The 15920-nt window shown below is 62.2% G+C and carries 16 protein-coding genes; 6 read left to right on the forward strand and 10 right to left on the reverse strand.

The window, feature by feature from the left end; all coding sequences use genetic code 11:
• The 8 genes from ABEB22_RS11625 to queF form a co-directional block, all read right to left on the reverse strand.
• Complete coding sequence (locus ABEB22_RS11625) at positions 1–1365, reverse strand: cytochrome P450 (protein ID WP_406870340.1); 1365 nt, start codon at positions 1363–1365, stop codon at positions 1–3.
• On the reverse strand, positions 1362–2594 hold the full coding sequence (locus tag ABEB22_RS11630) for a hypothetical protein (RefSeq protein WP_406870341.1): 1233 nt from the start codon (positions 2592–2594) through the stop codon (positions 1362–1364). Before ABEB22_RS11630 ends, ABEB22_RS11625 begins: the two co-directional genes overlap by 4 nt.
• A gap of 60 nt (positions 2595–2654) precedes the next feature.
• Positions 2655–3356 carry a M48 family metallopeptidase gene (locus tag ABEB22_RS11635; protein WP_406870342.1) on the reverse strand — a complete coding sequence of 234 codons (702 nt, stop codon included), beginning with the start codon at positions 3354–3356 and terminating at the stop codon, positions 2655–2657.
• The gene (locus ABEB22_RS11640) at positions 3353–4003 is read right to left on the reverse strand and encodes a DedA family protein (RefSeq protein WP_339112663.1); all 651 of its coding nucleotides are present in this window, start codon (positions 4001–4003) and stop codon (positions 3353–3355) included. Before ABEB22_RS11640 ends, ABEB22_RS11635 begins: the two co-directional genes overlap by 4 nt.
• Positions 4000–4368 (reverse strand): hypothetical protein, encoded by a 369-nt coding sequence (locus ABEB22_RS11645; protein ID WP_406870343.1) that lies wholly within the window; start codon positions 4366–4368, stop codon positions 4000–4002. The genes ABEB22_RS11640 and ABEB22_RS11645 overlap by 4 nt, the downstream gene beginning before the upstream one ends.
• The gene (locus tag ABEB22_RS11650; RefSeq protein WP_406870344.1) at positions 4365–5546 is read right to left on the reverse strand and encodes a vWA domain-containing protein; all 1182 of its coding nucleotides are present in this window, start codon (positions 5544–5546) and stop codon (positions 4365–4367) included. The genes ABEB22_RS11645 and ABEB22_RS11650 overlap by 4 nt, the downstream gene beginning before the upstream one ends.
• Before the next feature lie 113 nt (positions 5547–5659).
• Positions 5660–6919, reverse strand: coding sequence for a DUF2927 domain-containing protein (locus tag ABEB22_RS11655; RefSeq protein WP_339112660.1), 1260 nt, complete (start codon positions 6917–6919; stop codon positions 5660–5662).
• 782 nt (positions 6920–7701) lie between these two features.
• Positions 7702–8166, reverse strand: coding sequence for a preQ(1) synthase (gene queF / locus ABEB22_RS11660; RefSeq protein WP_350935818.1), 465 nt, complete (start codon positions 8164–8166; stop codon positions 7702–7704).
• A 207-nt stretch (positions 8167–8373) separates the two neighbouring features.
• On the opposite strand from queF, the gene ABEB22_RS11665 reads away from it, so the two are divergent.
• The 6 genes from ABEB22_RS11665 (at position 8374) to ABEB22_RS11690 (ending at position 13833) form a co-directional block, all read left to right on the forward strand.
• Complete coding sequence (locus ABEB22_RS11665; RefSeq protein ID WP_406870345.1) at positions 8374–9486, forward strand: Ppx/GppA phosphatase family protein; 1113 nt, start codon at positions 8374–8376, stop codon at positions 9484–9486.
• A 3-nt stretch (positions 9487–9489) separates the two neighbouring features.
• The gene (locus tag ABEB22_RS11670; protein WP_339112657.1) at positions 9490–10242 is read left to right on the forward strand and encodes an RlmE family RNA methyltransferase; all 753 of its coding nucleotides are present in this window, start codon (positions 9490–9492) and stop codon (positions 10240–10242) included.
• 118 nt (positions 10243–10360) lie between these two features.
• Complete coding sequence (locus ABEB22_RS11675) at positions 10361–11332, forward strand: helix-turn-helix domain-containing protein (protein WP_406870346.1); 972 nt, start codon at positions 10361–10363, stop codon at positions 11330–11332.
• Between the two features lie 158 nt (positions 11333–11490).
• Positions 11491–13020 carry an aldehyde dehydrogenase gene (adh, locus tag ABEB22_RS11680; RefSeq protein WP_339112655.1) on the forward strand — a complete coding sequence of 510 codons (1530 nt, stop codon included), beginning with the start codon at positions 11491–11493 and terminating at the stop codon, positions 13018–13020.
• 82 nt (positions 13021–13102) lie between these two features.
• The gene (locus tag ABEB22_RS11685; protein ID WP_339112654.1) at positions 13103–13444 is read left to right on the forward strand and encodes a DUF779 domain-containing protein; all 342 of its coding nucleotides are present in this window, start codon (positions 13103–13105) and stop codon (positions 13442–13444) included.
• A 149-nt stretch (positions 13445–13593) separates the two neighbouring features.
• Positions 13594–13833, forward strand: coding sequence for a hypothetical protein (locus tag ABEB22_RS11690; protein ID WP_406870347.1), 240 nt, complete (start codon positions 13594–13596; stop codon positions 13831–13833).
• A 159-nt stretch (positions 13834–13992) separates the two neighbouring features.
• On the opposite strand, the gene ABEB22_RS11695 is transcribed toward ABEB22_RS11690, so the two are convergent.
• Both ABEB22_RS11695 and miaA read right to left on the reverse strand, forming a co-directional pair.
• Positions 13993–14859 (reverse strand): AraC family transcriptional regulator, encoded by an 867-nt coding sequence (locus ABEB22_RS11695; RefSeq protein ID WP_406870348.1) that lies wholly within the window; start codon positions 14857–14859, stop codon positions 13993–13995.
• Positions 14860–14957: 98 nt separating this feature from the next.
• Positions 14958–15848 (reverse strand): tRNA (adenosine(37)-N6)-dimethylallyltransferase MiaA, encoded by an 891-nt coding sequence (gene miaA, locus ABEB22_RS11700; protein WP_406870349.1) that lies wholly within the window; start codon positions 15846–15848, stop codon positions 14958–14960.
• Between the last annotated feature and the right edge of the window lie 72 nt (positions 15849–15920).

The raw sequence follows: 15920 nt of genomic DNA on the forward strand, positions 1-15920 counted from the left end.
TTACTGGCGCGGGCTCAGCGTCAGCCAGATGCCGTTGCGGCTGCGCACCGTCAACTGGGCCGCAGGCTCGGGGATGCGGTCGCAATGGGCCTCGAGCCGGAACCTTTGCAAGATCATCGACAGGATCAGCACGCCCTCGGCCATGGCAAATCCCGCACCGGGGCAGACCCGCGCACCGGCGGAGAACGGAATATAGGCAGAACGTGCGCATGTTTTGCCATTCTCGGTTTCCCAGCGGGCAGGATCGAACCCGTCGGGGTTCTCCCACAGCCCTTCATGCCGGTGCAGATGCCAGGGCGAGATGACAATCTGCGAGCCGGGTTTTACCTCACGCTCGCGGAAGGTCTCAGGGCAGGTGGCCTCACGCACAAACATCGGCACGGGCGGATAGAGCCGCATCGCCTCGCGGAAGACGGCGCGCGAGATCTTGAGCTGTTTGAGCACTCCCATCGGCGGCGCGGCCCCGGTGTCGGGCAGGGTGGCGGCCTCAATGGCCACACGTTCCTGCCACTCGGGATGGGTCGCCAGCAGATAGAGCGCCCAGGCCAGTGCCGAGGCCGACGTCTCATGCCCCGCCAGAAAGAAGATCGCCACCTGATCGACCATCTCGCCGGTGCTCAGCCGCGTGCCTGTCTGCGGGTCTTCCATCGTCATGATCTTGGTGGCCAGATCATCGGGGGCTGTGCCTGCACGGATCGCCTCGGCGCGTCTTCGGGTGAGGGTCTCGATCAGCTTGCGGATCACTCTGGCGGTCTGCAATGTCTTGCGCGAATGCGGGCGCGGCAGCCAGCGCGGCAGCGGCAGAAGGGCCGCCAGATTGACCACCGGAGCCGAATTCTGATGCGCTCGGAAGCTCTCGAAGACGCGGGCCGCCGTCTTGTCCTCGATCGGGATGGAGAACAGCGTGCGGAAGATCACATCCGCCGCGACATGGGATGTTTCCGGTTCTATATCAATACGTTCCGAGGTGTTCTTTGCAAGGCGGTTCACGCAGTTACGCCCTGCCTGCCACATATCGGGGAAGCTGTGATGAAGCTTGCCGCCCTCGAAGGCCGGATCGATGATACGGCGCTGGCGGGCCCATGTCTCGCCATTGGTCACAAAGACCGAATTGCGCAGCAAAGGGGCCAGCCCCTCGCGGATACGGTCCGATTTCGGAAAATCGCGCGGACGCTGGCGCAGCACCAGATCCACCAGTTCGGGCGTGTTGCAGAAATAGGAGCGGAAGAAGGGTGTGCGGAATTCGGCCATCTTGGCACGGTAAAGCCTTGCGGGCTGCGCCGAGAGGATGTCCTGCCGGAAGAGCTGGAAATAGCGCCACAAAGATACGCGGTCGGGACGTGGGGCTGGTTTGGGCGGGCTCATGACATAGACCGGTAGCGGTTGACCGGCGCGGATAGGCGGCTTGGGGAATGCGCTCGGGCACCATAGCGTTGCGCCAGCGTCAGCGGGCCGGCCGTGATGCGGAAGTAATCGTAATCCTGCACGCGATCAAAGGCGCAGAGATACTGGAAATGGAGCTGGAAATAGCGTCGTCTGTCGGACTTCCAGCGCTCGGGGCTCAGCGATTGCGAGAAGGCTGCGGAGAAGACCAGCGGTCCGGTCTGCTTCTCGGGCGCGACGCCTGTCACCCCTGCGGGATCGACCAGCGCGAAGGTGCAGCCATCGCCCATCGCGGTGACATCGACCCATGTGAGGCGGCTCGTGGCGCTGAGATCATGCAGGTCGCGCCGGAGCCGCTGCGCACGGGGCAGGAAACTGACCATCGGCACCACATGGCCCAGCGTCAGGAGCGAGAGGGCTGCGCCCGACACAGCGCGCCGGTCAAGCGCGGCCAGAACAGAGATCGCCACATGCGCGCCCGAACTATGGCCCACCACCAGAACCTCGTCCCAATCCTCCTCCAGTGCCTGTGCGATGCGGTCGGCAAAGACCTCGATCCGGTCCTCGAGGGCAGGCGGGTAGGCCCCGTTCCAGCGTGCCGTGAAGGCATAATCATGCATCAGGTAATAGGCATAGAAGCGGTTATCATGCGCACGGAACCAGCGTAGCCCGAAAATCACCCCGCCGATTGCGGGCACCAGCGCCAGCCCGTGCAGCGGCCAGGCGGGCGCGATCATGCGGGCCAGAGTGGCAAGCCCCCAATAGAGCGCTCCCGCCGCCGCCATCACAGCGATGAGCTGCACCAAAAGAGCCACTACCGGATAGAGCGCGGCCAGAACCGGCCCGTTGCGTAGCCGCATCAGCCGGAAGAGCGCCCCCGAGCCGATATAGAGAAAGGCAGTGCGCAGCAGCTGCATGTAGGTTGCAAGGATCGACGAGCCCATCGAGCCGCGCACAATATCGGACCATAGCAGCACCTCGACCAGCGCCTCGACAGAATGGCCGTCTTGCGTCGAGTGGACCTGCCAGCCGTATTTGCCCCCCTCGCGACTGGCTTTCTGGTGGATCTCGTAGCCCGAGATCCGCGCCTGAGCGGTGCTTTCGCGCCGATACAGTTCGCGGTAGCGGCGCGGCGGGAACGGGTCATAGCCGGGAATATAAAAGACCCGCCGTTTTCCTAGCGGGCGCAAGGGAGTGTCTTGGTGATCCATGGGCCTGTCCGCTTTCCTCACGCCCAGACTACCGCCTGATTCCTGAAAATGTAACAAATTTCACGGCTTCGAGAGGCGTGGTCCGGTCCATTTCGCCACATTCGTGCGGATCACCTCGATCCGCCGGTGGGTCTCGGGATGGGTCAGCAGCCAGGCGGGTGTCATCCGTGGGCCCTGCTGGGTCAGAGCATCGAGTTTCTCGAAAAGGCTGATCTGCGGATCGGCGCTGAAGCCTGCCTTGATCAGAAGGGCTGTGGCAAACTCGTCGGCCTCGTATTCATCCTGCTGGCTGAGCCGCGCGGCCAGCGCCTTGGTCGCCATATTGGCAATTAGCGGCCCGATCACGGGAATCAGGCGCCCCAGAACGGTCGTAAGCAGCATCCGGATCAGGTTCTGGCCCGAAAAGTCGATCATCCGCCGTTTTGAATGACCGAGCGCTACATGCCCCAGCTCGTGCGCCACCACCGAGATCAGCTCCTCGCCCGTGACCTCGCCCGCCTCATAGCGGCGCAGGAATCCGCGCGTCAGGAACACCCGTCCGTCGGGCGCGGCCAGCCCGTTGACCACCGGCGTCTCGTGGATATGGACAGGGATATGGTCCAGCTCCATCGCAGCGGCCAGCCTGTCCACCAGTGCCAGTAGCGCAGGATCACGCAGGCGCGTCGAGTTGCGGTCGAGGCTACGCGCCCCCGACCATGCGGAATATTTCCACATCACAACCGCTACGATAACGGGCAGGAGCAGAACCAGAAGGCGGGTCATTCGCGAAGTGATCCGATCGGTTGGGACGCGGGGGCCTCCGCGCCGGTTTCATCCACCTTACGCCGGACAGAGCGCCAGAGCCAGCGGCCCAGCAAAACGGCTACGGTGGCCGCGGCAATCGTGCCGATCATGCTGCCAGCCAGATCGGCGGCCGCAGACAGATTGGCGCCGAAGAGCATACCGAGCCCGAGATAGAGCGTCACCCAGACCGCCTCACCGGCAATGGACGCCACCCAGAACCTGTGGCGCGGATAACGCGCGGTGCCTGCGGCGAAATTGACATAGGGCCCCAAGGGCGAGAACAACCAGCGAGACAGGAAGATCGCCCAGCCGCCATTGCGGTCGAGACGGGTGATGGCTTTGGCCATCAGGCGGGCGCGCTTGCTCTCCGGTTCGGGCAGACGGCGCGCCAGAAGCCGCCCGATCGCATAGCCGCTGCGGTCTCCGGCCAGCGCACCGCCCAGAGCGGCAGGGGCGAGGCTCCACAGATGCAGATCGCCCGAGGCCACGAAAGCGCCACCGGCCAGCATCACGAGCGAGGCAGGCACCGGCAGCGCGAGGCAGCTGCAGAAGGTGACAAGTGCCACCAGCCACGGTCCCCAGACCGGCAGTAGCAAAAGAAGCTCGTCGGTCAGCTCCTGCGTCATGGGCGTGTATCCTGCGCCGATCTGGCCAAGCCCGATTGCAGGCGGGCGATCAGCTCGTCGACAGGGATCCCCTCGGCACGCGCCAGATCCCGCAGGCGTTGTTTGCGCTGGGGAGATGTGGTGCCCGACAGCTGCAAAAGCGCCTCGACCTGTGATTGTGGGAGATCCCATGAGCGCGCGATATAGCGTGGCGTCATCCAGCTTTCGGGGCTGCGCTCGTGATGGTCGGGATCGGCCCAGTAGATTGCACGGTCGATCGTATGCCATGCGAAATTGGCCGTGAGGACGACCGCCAGCAGGAAGACGATCGACAGAAGCCTATGGCGGCACCAGATCCGTTGGCAGCGGCGCAAACGGGTTTTCATGAGAGGGCCTTCGTGGCTCGGGTTATTCCCTCCAATGTGAGAGGAAACATACGGTTATCAAAGATATCGGAGATCATGGCAGTGGATCGGGTATGTTCCCAGTAGCGCTCGGGCGCGGGGTTGAGCCAGATATGGCGCGGCCATTGGCTGCGGGCGCGGCGTAGCCAGACCTCGCCGGTTTCCTCGTTCCAGTGTTCGTTCGCGCCGCCTTTGATGGCGATCTCATAGGGAGACATGGCGGCATCGCCTACAAAGATACAGCGATAATCGGAACCATACTGGTTGAGGATGTCCCAGGTCGGGATCTTGTCGGTGAAGCGGCGGCGGTTTTCGGTCCAGACCTCCTCATAGAGGCAGTTATGGAAGTAGAAATGCCGGAACTGACGAAATTCGGTCTTCAGGGCCGAGAACAGTTCGTCCACCATCGCCACATGCGCATCCATCGATCCGCCGACATCCAGAAACAGAAGAAGTTTCACGCCGTTGCGTCGTTCGGGGCGGGTTTTCACATCGATATAGCCCGCATCCGCCGAGGCGCGGATCGTGTGGTCGAGGTCAAGTTCGGCCTCAGCCCCCTCGCGGACCCATTGCCGGAGCCTGCGCAGCGCGACCTTGATATTGCGCGTCCCCAGTTCGAGACTGTCATCGAAATTCCGGAATTCCCTTCGGTCCCAGACTTTTACAGCCCGTTTTTCGCGCGATCTATCCTGCCCGATCCGCACCCCTTCAGGGTTGTATCCATAGGCGCCAAAAGGCGAGCGCCCCGCAGTGCCCACCCATTTATTGCCCCCTTGATGGCGGGATTTCTGCTCCTCCAGACGCTGGCGCAAGGTCTCCATCAACTGCTCGAAACTGCCCGTTCCCGCGATCTCCGCTTTCTCGGTATCAGTGAGCGTGGTCTCGGCCAGTTTTGTCAGCCAGTCCTGCGGCAGATCAAGGGCTGTTACGACATCTTCTAAAGACAGTTCCTCAACGCCTTGAAAAATTGTAGAAAATGCCTGATCGAAACGGTCTATATGCGCCTCGTTCTTGACCAGGGAGGTTCGCGCGAAGAAATAGAATGCCTCCAGATCATAAAGGCATAGCCCCGTCGTTAACCCTTCAAGAAAGGTCAGGTATTCCCGCAGGGATACAGGCACCTGATGGCGACGTAACTGTGCGAGGAAGGGGTGGAACATTCTGGATCGGTCCTTCTGCCGGTGCCTTAGTCTGGCAGATCCGGTCCGAAAAGCTACCCGTAATGACACCGCCGCCATTTTCATGGCGGCGGTGTCAGGAGCAAGGATAGCCTTCAGTCCGCGAAGGCCAAAATCTGGCTGGAACCGACTGTCTTCTGCGCCTTGGCGCGGATGGTCATCAGCTGGGCCGAGAGTTCACCATTGCCGGACTGGCTGGCATTTAGCAGGCCACGGGTGCTGAGTTGCATGGCCTGTTGCGCACGGCCCGAACCGAGCGCATAGGCGGCAAGCTGCATATCCGTATGAGCGGTCTGCATATAGGCGCGTGGCGTGATGGCGAAATATTCGGAAGCCTGTAGATAGGCCTGCAGGGCCTGATCGGGATTGTTGGGCGACAGCCGGCCCAGAAGGTACCACGCAAAGCCCATGCGCGTATCGGTCCAGCCCTGAGCTGCGGCAATCTCGATCGCCTGTTTGGCCGCGGCCTGACGGCCCCGCGCCCCACCTGCACCCATCGCCCGATTGACCGCATTCTCGTAGCTGCGCGGCGTCGGATCGGACAGCACGCGGCTGAACTGGCCACCGGCCGGATTGATGCGCGACAGAACCGAGGGCAGCGCCGACATGACCTCGGGCTGGCTCATGCCCGAGTGGAGCGCCGGATCATACCAAGCGCGCAGGATCGTCATGTCGTGGCGGGTCAGCGTCGAGACGAAATTATCGTCATTCCAGACTGAATCCGGAATACGGTAGAGATCGTTGAGCGGTCCGAGGGCCTGACTGATTTCCTCGTTCAGGCAATCATGCAGCTCCTGAGCGCTGACATCTGCCGGAATGAAGACCGATGCCTGACGGCGCTGCGTCACACGGGTCCAGTCCGAGAGGGCCGTGCGCCGTGTCTTGCGGTAGTCTTCCCAGCTGGCCGCATTGGGCGTCACGAAGCAGGCAACAGCCGGAACGAGGCCCTTCATTTCGCGGCGCGGAACGAATTCGACATTGATCCGGTTGGCATTTCCGGGCTTCGCGGTCACCGGAATACCGGCCTCGCTTTGTAACCGGGAGATCAATGTGCCCAATTCGCTCGGTGCGCGTGGCGGAACATTGCCCTTGAGCGTTACCGAGATCGGTCCCTCGAAGCGCGTGAACTGTGCCAGTGGGCGACCCGATTCCAGCTGGAAGCCAAGCTCCAGAAAATCGGTTGCCAGCTGGCTGTTACCCGCCATACCGGTTGTAGGTGCCCGCTGGATCACTTTCGACGATATATCGTCATGTGATGCCGCAAAGGCCGCGCTGGAGGCGCGTACCGACGGCTTGACCTTTGCCGGCTCGACCGTACAACCGGCCAGAAGCGCGAAGGCGGTTCCCGCAGTCAATCCTGCAAAAACGCGTTTGGTTCTCGTGCCATAAGGCACAGTTTTTGAGTGCAGTGAACACGACCCCTCGTGCTCGACTGCTTTACGCAGATATTGGAACCGCATGGCAGTGCGTTCCCCCGTTGTTTTACCCCACTACACGCTAAAACGTGCATCTTTCTGCGTAAACGTTTCGTTTACGATTGCATAAATATTAAGGCAAATTGGAAGGAAACCTGCCGCATTTATCTCGGTTTTGCCGTGGTTTGAACACGATCTCCGATGGGCGCGGGGTTTTGCGGGAAAGCTGCCAGATTGCTGCCACATTTCCCCCGTTTCGAGGGGCGAAATTTGGGCAAATCAACGGTTTGTTTCTTAAATTTCATATAATTTGTTTGTATCTGCCGCAGTCTTTTTCGGCAGTGCGGCGATTAATATCCTTAATTCATCATAAGCAGGCTCTCATGTTCCTCTCCTGTTCTCAGGAGAGGGCAGAATCACTGGTTGGCATCCCCGCCCGGGACCCGCTGCCACAGGTTCCGGGCGGTGATGGTTGCGCGCTGATGGCGGAGGTGTGGGGTGGATGCCACCGTCAGGCGCTTGACTAGGGAGAGTGTCGATCAGCTAGGTTACGGTATTGTAAATATGCTTATCATAAGTCGATAATGTAGCCCCGATTTTCAATTCAAGGTTTAGTCAACTTGGCAAACTGTTGAATTCTAGTATCCGAAGGCACATTGGCAGAACGCAAATGGCGCACCCCGATCAGGACGCGCCATGGTTTCTAGCTTGCGATATCTTGCTCAGCCGCGACCGCGATAGGGCGGAACACCCTGATCGGGGATCCAAATGCCTTCGGGCTGCGGGCCTGTCTGGAAGAAGACGTCGATCGGGATGCCGCCGCGCGGATACCAGTAGCCGCCGATGCGCAGCCATTCGGGATCGAGCGTCTCGGCCAGACGTTTGCCGATGCCCACGGTGCAGGCCTCGTGGAAATCGCCGTGATTGCGGAACGAACCGAGGAAGAGTTTCAGCGATTTCGATTCCACTAGCCAGTCGCGAGGCACATAATCGATCACCAGATGTGCGAAATCGGGCTGTCCGGTCATCGGGCAGAGCGAGGTGAATTCGGGCGCCACGAAGCGCACCGTATATCCGGTGCCCTTATGCGGATTGGGCACGCGCTCCAGCACCGCCTTATCGGGGGAGGTCGGCAGCTTCGTCTCGCCCCCCAGCTGGGTCAGATGGCTATAGATAGACTCGCTCATGCGATACTCCTTTTCCGGCGGTTCTGTTTCGGGTCGCTGCGCACCTGCCCGAGGCGCGTGAACAGGTCAAGCGTGTTCGGTCAAAACCTGCGTGAGCGTGCCTGCCGCAGCACCGCTCCCCGAGTTGCGCGAAATCGCCCGCGATCCCTTGCACCTTCATAGTGCAAAGTTTAGGTTAGAGATAACTTGAAATCGGAGGGCGTAATCATGGCGCCCAAGCGTCCCAGGGCTGCGGGCGCGTTCCCGACACTATCGGTAGAGCACCCCGTGCGCCCCAGTGCCGATTCCGGCGAGCTTTATGCTGCGCTGGATCTGGGCACTAATAGCTGCCGCATGCTGATCGCCCGTCCGAAGGGCTCTCAGTTCCATGTGGTGGACAGCTTCTCGAAGGCTGTCCAACTCGGTCAGGGGCTCGAAGCCTCCGGCCGGTTGTCCCGGTCTGCCATGGCGCGAACCGTGCAGGCATTGCAGATATGCCGACGCAAGATCGACAAACATCATGTGAAGCGGATGCGGCTCGTCGCCACCGAGGCCTGCAGGCGGGCCCGGAACGCGCGCGATTTCATCCGCTATGTCCGGCGCGAAACCGGATTGCCGCTGGAGATTATTCCGGCGGAAGAGGAGGCGCGCCTTGCGGTGATCTCCTGCGGCTCGCTGGTGCGCCCCAATACCGAGCAGGTGCTGGTGGTCGATATCGGCGGTGGGTCCACGGAGCTGGTCTGGATCGATCTCGAGGATGTGCCGCCCGGTGACCGCGCCCGCGCGATCATGCGACTGGCACAGGGGTTCGACCAGAGTAACCTCCCCGGGCCGGCGGCGCGGGTCGTTGACTGGATCTCGGTGCCGCTGGGCGTCGCCACGCTCAAGGACCAGTATGGCGATGTCGAGGATGATGCCGCCCGCTTCGCACTGATGAGCTGGTTTTTCGAGGAGAAGCTGGCCGATTTCACCCCCTATGCCTCGGGCAGCCCGCAGGAAGGGTTCCAGATTATCGGCACTTCGGGGACGGTAACCACGGTTGCGGCTTGCCATCTCGGCCTGCGTCGCTATGACCGCAATCGGGTTGACGGGCTGATGATGAACACCAGCGAAATTGACGGGGTGATCCGGTCCTTCCTGAAACTCGGACCGGACGGGCGCAGGCTCGACCCGCGGATCGGGCGCGACCGTCATTCGCTGATCATGTCGGGGGCTGCGATCTTGCAGGCGCTGATGCGGGTCTGGCCCACCAACCAGCTTTCCGTGGCCGATCGTGGCCTGCGCGAGGGCCTATTATATGCACAGATGGCCGCCGATGGCGTCCTTGAAGAACTGGAGTAAGACATGGTCAAGACACCTACGGGCAAGAATACCTCGGGTCGCGGCCAGCGGGACCTGCGGGTGCGGGTCAAGACCGCGAAGGGCCGCAAGTTGAGCTCCACGCTCTGGCTGGAACGCCAGCTGAACGACCCCTATGTCGTGCGGGCGCGCAAGGAAGGCTATCGCGGGCGCGCGGCCTACAAGATCCTCGAGCTGGACGACAAATACCGCTTCCTCGTGCCGGGCGCGCGGGTCGTCGATCTGGGCTGTGCGCCGGGCGGCTGGTGTCAGGTGGCCGTCAAACGCGTGAACGCGCTTGGCGAGAAATCGGGCAAGAAGGTGGGCACCGTGCTGGGGGTGGACCTGCAGGAGATCGATGCCATCGCGGGCGCCGAGCTGCACCAGCTGGACTTCCTCGAAGAGGGTGCCGATGACAAGGTAAAGGAATGGCTGGGCGGCACTGCGCATGTGGTGATGTCGGATATGGCGGCGGCCTCCTCGGGCCATCAGAACACCGACCACCTGCGCATCATCACGCTGTGCGAGGCCGCGGCCTATTTCGCCTTCGATGTGCTCGAGGAGGGCGGCACTTTCGTGGCCAAGGTTCTGGCGGGCGGGGCCGAGAACGAGCTTCTCACCATCCTCAAGAAGAACTTCACCAAAGTCGCCAATGTGAAACCTCCGGCGTCGCGTTCCGACAGTTCCGAGAAATTCGTGGTGGCCCAAGGCTTCCGTGGTAAGCGCCACGAGGGCGAGGCCGACGACGACGAGGAGTGATTGGCAGGCGCGGATCACCGGTCCTTCCGCGCGATCCGTGTTGAGACAATGTTTGCAATGAAAAGCGCTTCCGTCCTATCCTTGGTGCCAGCAAGGAAGAGAGGGGAGGCTTTTCATTTTGCGTATCGACAGACATCATGCCGGGGAGCGCCATAGCGAGCGCATCCAGTCGGTGATCGCATCCAGCTCCGCCGCCAGCCGTCCGGGCGTGGCCGCAAGTTGGCGACGGTCTTTCATCCATTACAAACTCGATCCCTCGGTCCGACCCGGAGGCGAACGGCTGAGCGCGCGCGAATTGCGGCTTCTGCAGGAAGAGGCGGGGCCGATGATCCGGCTGGCCGAGGCACATCTGGACCGGCTTGCCGCCAATGTGGCCGATGCAGGGTGCAGCGTATTCCTGTCGGATGCGCGCGGCGTGGTGCTGGCCGAACGCATCCGCGCCGCCGATATGGGCGGGTTCCAGTCCTGCAATCTGGTGGCGGGCACCGACTGGTCGGAACAGGCCGAGGGCACCAACGGTATCGGCACCTGTGCCGCCGAGGAACGCCCCGTGACCATCTGGCGCGACGACCATTTCCGCGAGAGCAATACGGCGCTGTGCTGTAGCGGTGCGCCGATCTTCGGGGCATCGGGCGCTCTGGCGGGAGTGATTGATGTCAGTTCCGCCCGCCAGACGCTCGATGCGGCCTATGCGCGGCTCTTGGCCTCGAGCGTGCAGGAAACCGCGCGCCGGATCGAGGCCTCGCTGTTCCGGCAGGCCTATGAGGGCGCGCGGATCGTGTCGCTGGCCGAGGAGGGCACCGGTGCGCAGGAGATCGCGCTTCTGGCGCTCGACCGCGACGATCTGGTGATCGGGGCCAATCGTGCGGCGCGCAGGCGGCTCGATCTGGAGGAGGCCCAAATGGGGTCGCTGCCCGCCTCGGACCTTCTGGATGGCGCACCCCGTCAGGGGCTGGCCGATGCGCAGCGCGCCGAGATGGCGCGGGCCCTTGCGCGGACAGGAGGCAATGTGACAGCTGCCGCCCGTGCACTCGGGATCGGACGGGCGACCTTCTATCGCAAGGCCAAGGCCTTGGGGCTGGAGGTCTGAGGGCAGACTTTCTGGCGGTGAACTGTCTCGGTGCTGAGACAGTTCACCTCGTCGCCAGATGCATGGCACCTATGCGGTGGGGGAATATGTGTTAGAGTGGGGGCAGGATGGTCGACCACCAAACGGGCCGACCGGATTTCTTTGGGAGGAGAAAGACAATGGCCAACGATCTAACAGCAGACTTCAAGGGCGTGATGGTCTCGCCGTTCCGCAGCCGCTATGACAACTTCATCGGTGGCACCTTCAAGGCCCCCAATGCGGGCCGCTATTTCGACAATATCACCCCGCTAACCGGTGGCGTGATTGGCGAGATCGCCCGCTCGGATGCCTCCGATGTCAATGATGCGCTCGATGCCGCTCATGCCGCAAAAGAGAGCTGGGGCCACAAAACCTCGCCCGCACAGCGCGCACAGGTGCTTCTGGCGATCGCCGACCGCATGGAAGAGAACCTCGAGTTGCTGGCCACGGCGGAATGCTGGGATAACGGCAAGCCGATCCGCGAGACCCGTGCGGCTGATGTGCCGCTCGCCATCGACCATTTCCGCTATTTCGCCGGTGTGCTGCGCTCGCAGGAAGGCACCATGTCGGAGATCGATGCCGATACGGTCGCCTATCACTTCCACGAGCCGTTAGGTGTTGTGGGCCAGATCATCCCGTGGAACTTCCCGCTCCTGATGGCGGCATGGAAGATGGCGCCGGCGCTGGCGGCAGGCAATTGCATCGTCCTGAAACCCGCCGAGCAGACGCCCGCCACGATCATGGTCTTTGCCGAACTGATTGCCGATATCCTGCCGCCCGGCGTGCTGAATATCGTGAACGGCTTCGGGCTTGAAGCGGGCAAGCCGCTGGCATCGAGCAAGCGCATCTCGAAAATCGCCTTCACCGGCGAGACCTCGACGGGCCGGCTGATCATGCAATATGCCTCGGAAAACCTGATTCCGGTCACGCTGGAGCTGGGGGGCAAGTCGCCCAATATCTTCTTCTCCGATGTCTGCCGCGAGGATGATGCGTTCTTCGACAAGGCGATCGAGGGCTTCGTGCTGTTCGCACTCAATCAGGGTGAGGTCTGCACCTGCCCGTCGCGGGCGCTCATCCAGGAGGATATCTACGAGGAGTTCATGGAGCGTGCCATCAAGCGCACGCAGGCCATCATTCAGGGCGACCCGCGCGATGCCGCCACCATGATCGGGGCACAGGCCTCGGCCGAGCAGAAAGAGAAGATCCTGTCCTATATGGAGATCGGCCGCAAGGAGGGCGCCGAGGTGCTGACCGGCGGCGGGGCGGCACAGATGTCGGGCGAGCTGGCAAACGGCTACTACATCCAGCCCACCATCCTGCGCGGCCATAACAAGATGCGGGTCTTCCAGGAGGAGATCTTCGGGCCGGTTGTGTCGGTGACGACCTTCAAGGATGCCGATGATGCGCTCGAGATCGCCAATGACACGCTCTACGGGCTCGGTGCGGGCGTGTGGTCGCGCGATGCCAATACCTGCTACCGCTTCGGTCGCAAAATTCAGGCCGGCCGTGTCTGGGTCAACAACTATCATGCCTATCCGGCCCATGCGGCCTTCGGGGGCTATAAGCAATCGGGTATCGGGCGCGAGACCCATAAGATGATGCTCGATCACTACCAGCAGACCAAGAACATGCTGGTCAGCTATAACCCCAACAAGTTGGGCTTCTTCTAACGAGTTAGGATCTAACGAGTGTGGATCGCCCGACCCGCGAGGGGCGGGCGATTTTCGTCAGGGGGCATGAGAGGAGGAAGCGATGACAAAGGTTACAGCCACCGAGGTGGCTCTGGCATTTCTCGAAGAGATCGTGGCCGATCACGGGCCGGTTCTGTTCCATCAATCGGGCGGGTGCTGTGATGGCTCGGCGCCCATGTGCTATCCGCAGGGCGAGTTCCGGATCGGCGAGAATGACGTGAAACTCGGCGAGATCGGCGGCATGCCTGTCTATATCTCGGGCGCGCAGTATGAGGTCTGGAAACATACCGACATCACCATCGACGCGATCCCGGGGCTGGGGGGCGGCCAGTTCTCGCTCGATAACGGGCGGCCTTTGCGCTTCCTGACACGCTCGGAGATTTGCGACCTGCCCGAGAGCTAGGCAGTTCCTGCCCAAATTGCACGCTTGGCGGGAAGTGCCCTGTTGTAAATCAGGACTGGGGTGTATTTTGTTAAATTACTGTTAACTCTTTCATGTAATCTCGTAAGCATGGGCGGTAGGAAGCTGCCTATGCAGATGGGAGGAAGTGAATGTACCAGTCCCGTATTGTTGCGCCGGGTTTGGGGCCAGATGTGCTGGCCCGGGCGAGAACTGGTTTGGAAACATCCTGCTGTGATTATGTGCCGCAATCGGTGAGTGATCATGGTCGCGCGATGAAATTTATCGATACACATAAGTCCCGTATTCTACAGACCGATGCACAGGTCCGGCCGATGCGTAGCCGTATCACCGCCGAGCTGGATCGTATCAAGGCTGCCAACGGTTACTGAGCGGCATTCCCGCAAGAGTGGATCTTGATCCTGCACCAAAGGCCATGGGCGCATATGGGCTCCGCCTGCGAAGGATCGGGACAGGCTCCTATGTGATGAACTCTCCCCGAGCTTTTCAAACTGCAGCCGTGTCGTTTACCCAAGGACGGGTGCCCAGCCTCAATGACCCGATTGGCGGAATTTACTGGGGGTCGAGCCGGTCTGCGCGAGAAAGTTGCGCGAGAAGTAGGTCTGGCTGCGAAAGCCGAGCCGCGCGGCAATCTCCTTGATCGGCATCTGGGTATCCAGCAATAGCCTTCGTGCCTCGTAGAGGCGGCGTTCCTGCAGCAGATCGGAGGCTGGCCGCCCGCAGGCATCTCGGCAGACACGCGACAGATGGGTGGGCGTGACCCGCAATTGGCGGGCATAATCCGAAACGGTTTGGCTCGAGCGGAAATCACGTTCCACCAGCGCGGTGAAGCGGTTTACCAGCTTGCGCGCGTTTTTGGGGGGCAGGCTGTCTTGCGGTGCAACGGCTATTTGGCGTTCCAGCCAGACCGAGATCAGCCCCATCTGGAACTCCGCCGCCCTGTCCGAGCCGATCCTTGGTTGGCTGCTCTCGCGGTTGAGTGCCTCAAGAAGGGCGGTCAGCTCGCTTTGTGCGGTGGCCTCCCTGACCCGCAGATGCTGCGGATTGGCCGGCAGGGTCGGGTCATGATCGCGCCCGAAGAACAGCACGAGCCCTTGGGTGTTGGCCCCGAGTTCGAGGCAGTGCATCACGCCTGCTGGCAGGAAGATCGCATTATGGACCCCGTAACCCCGTTGCACGCCGCCCACCGTGACGCGGCCCTGACCGCGGGTGATCCAGAAGAGACAGGGCTCGGACAGGGCCCGCATCGCCTCCATCCGCCAGCGCCCGCCCTGGGCCATATGCTGGATCGTGTCCAGCCGATGGGCAGGGCCTGTCTGTGGGGGCAGGGTGTCGGGGGCACCTCGTTGGGAAAACGGTGCGGAAGTCAGCAACAACTTAGAGGAAAAGACGGCCATTCGAAAACTCCGAGCACTCGGATATACCCCACATGCCGGAGCGTAAGGCGGGTGCGGGCTTTGACCAAGTGTTTTTTGCGAATGCAGCGAGCGCGGGTTCAGGGCCGCTTTATCTTGTGCCAGTCCTTCATGCGGGCACGAAACCATGTGCGCTGCCGTTTGGCATATTGGCGCGAGGCCGCTTGCGCGCGCGCGCGCGCTTCCGCCAGAGTGGCGCGACTCAGCAGATAGTCGACCAGTTCCGGCGCACCGATCGCCTTTGCCCAGAGCGCGTCACGGTCCCAGACAGGTAGCACCGCCCGCGTTTCCTCGAGCGCGCCCTGTTCCAGCATCAGATCGAAGCGGCGGTCGATCCGCTCGGCCAGCCAGTCGCGCTCGGCATCGATCACGAAACAACTTGCCTGATCGCGCGGCAGAAGGGCCGGCGGCGTCTCGTCCTGCCATGCGGCCAGCCCGCGCCCCGTGGCCCGTAGCACCTCCCAGGCGCGCTGCACCCGCACGGGGTTCAACCTGTCCACGCGCGCGGCGCTGGCGGCATCCAGTTCGGCAAGGAGCGCGGCATGTCCCTCGGTCTCGCGCCGCCGGTTGGCCTCGGCTCGGATCGCCTCGGGCGTGGGAGGAATCTCGGCCAGCCCCTCGGTCAGCGCACTCAGATAGAGCCCCGTGCCGCCCACGATGATCGGACGCGGCCCGCCCGCCTGATGGGCGGCCAGAATATCCCCGACCTCGCGCAACCAGTGGCCTACCGAATAGCTCTCGCCACAGTGTTTATGGCCGTAAAGCAGATGCGGGGCCTGTGCCTCTTCCTCGGGCGAGGGGCGCGCGGACAGTACCCGCCAGCAGTCCCAGATCTGGAGAGCATCCGCATTGACCACCACTCCGCCCTGCGCCTGCGCGATCTGGAGCGCAAGCGCCGATTTGCCGCTCGCCGTCGCGCCGCCGATCACGACGGGCCGCGATGGGTCGAGATTTTCCAGGATATCGCGCATCTGCTGCCTTCCGTCTCTAGCTTCGCCAACCCCATCGACCAAATATCGCCGAAAGATCATTTCCCGAGTTGA

The organism is Thioclava sp. 'Guangxiensis' (genome assembly GCF_045348365.1).
GTDB lineage: Bacteria > Pseudomonadota > Alphaproteobacteria > Rhodobacterales > Rhodobacteraceae > Thioclava > Thioclava kandeliae.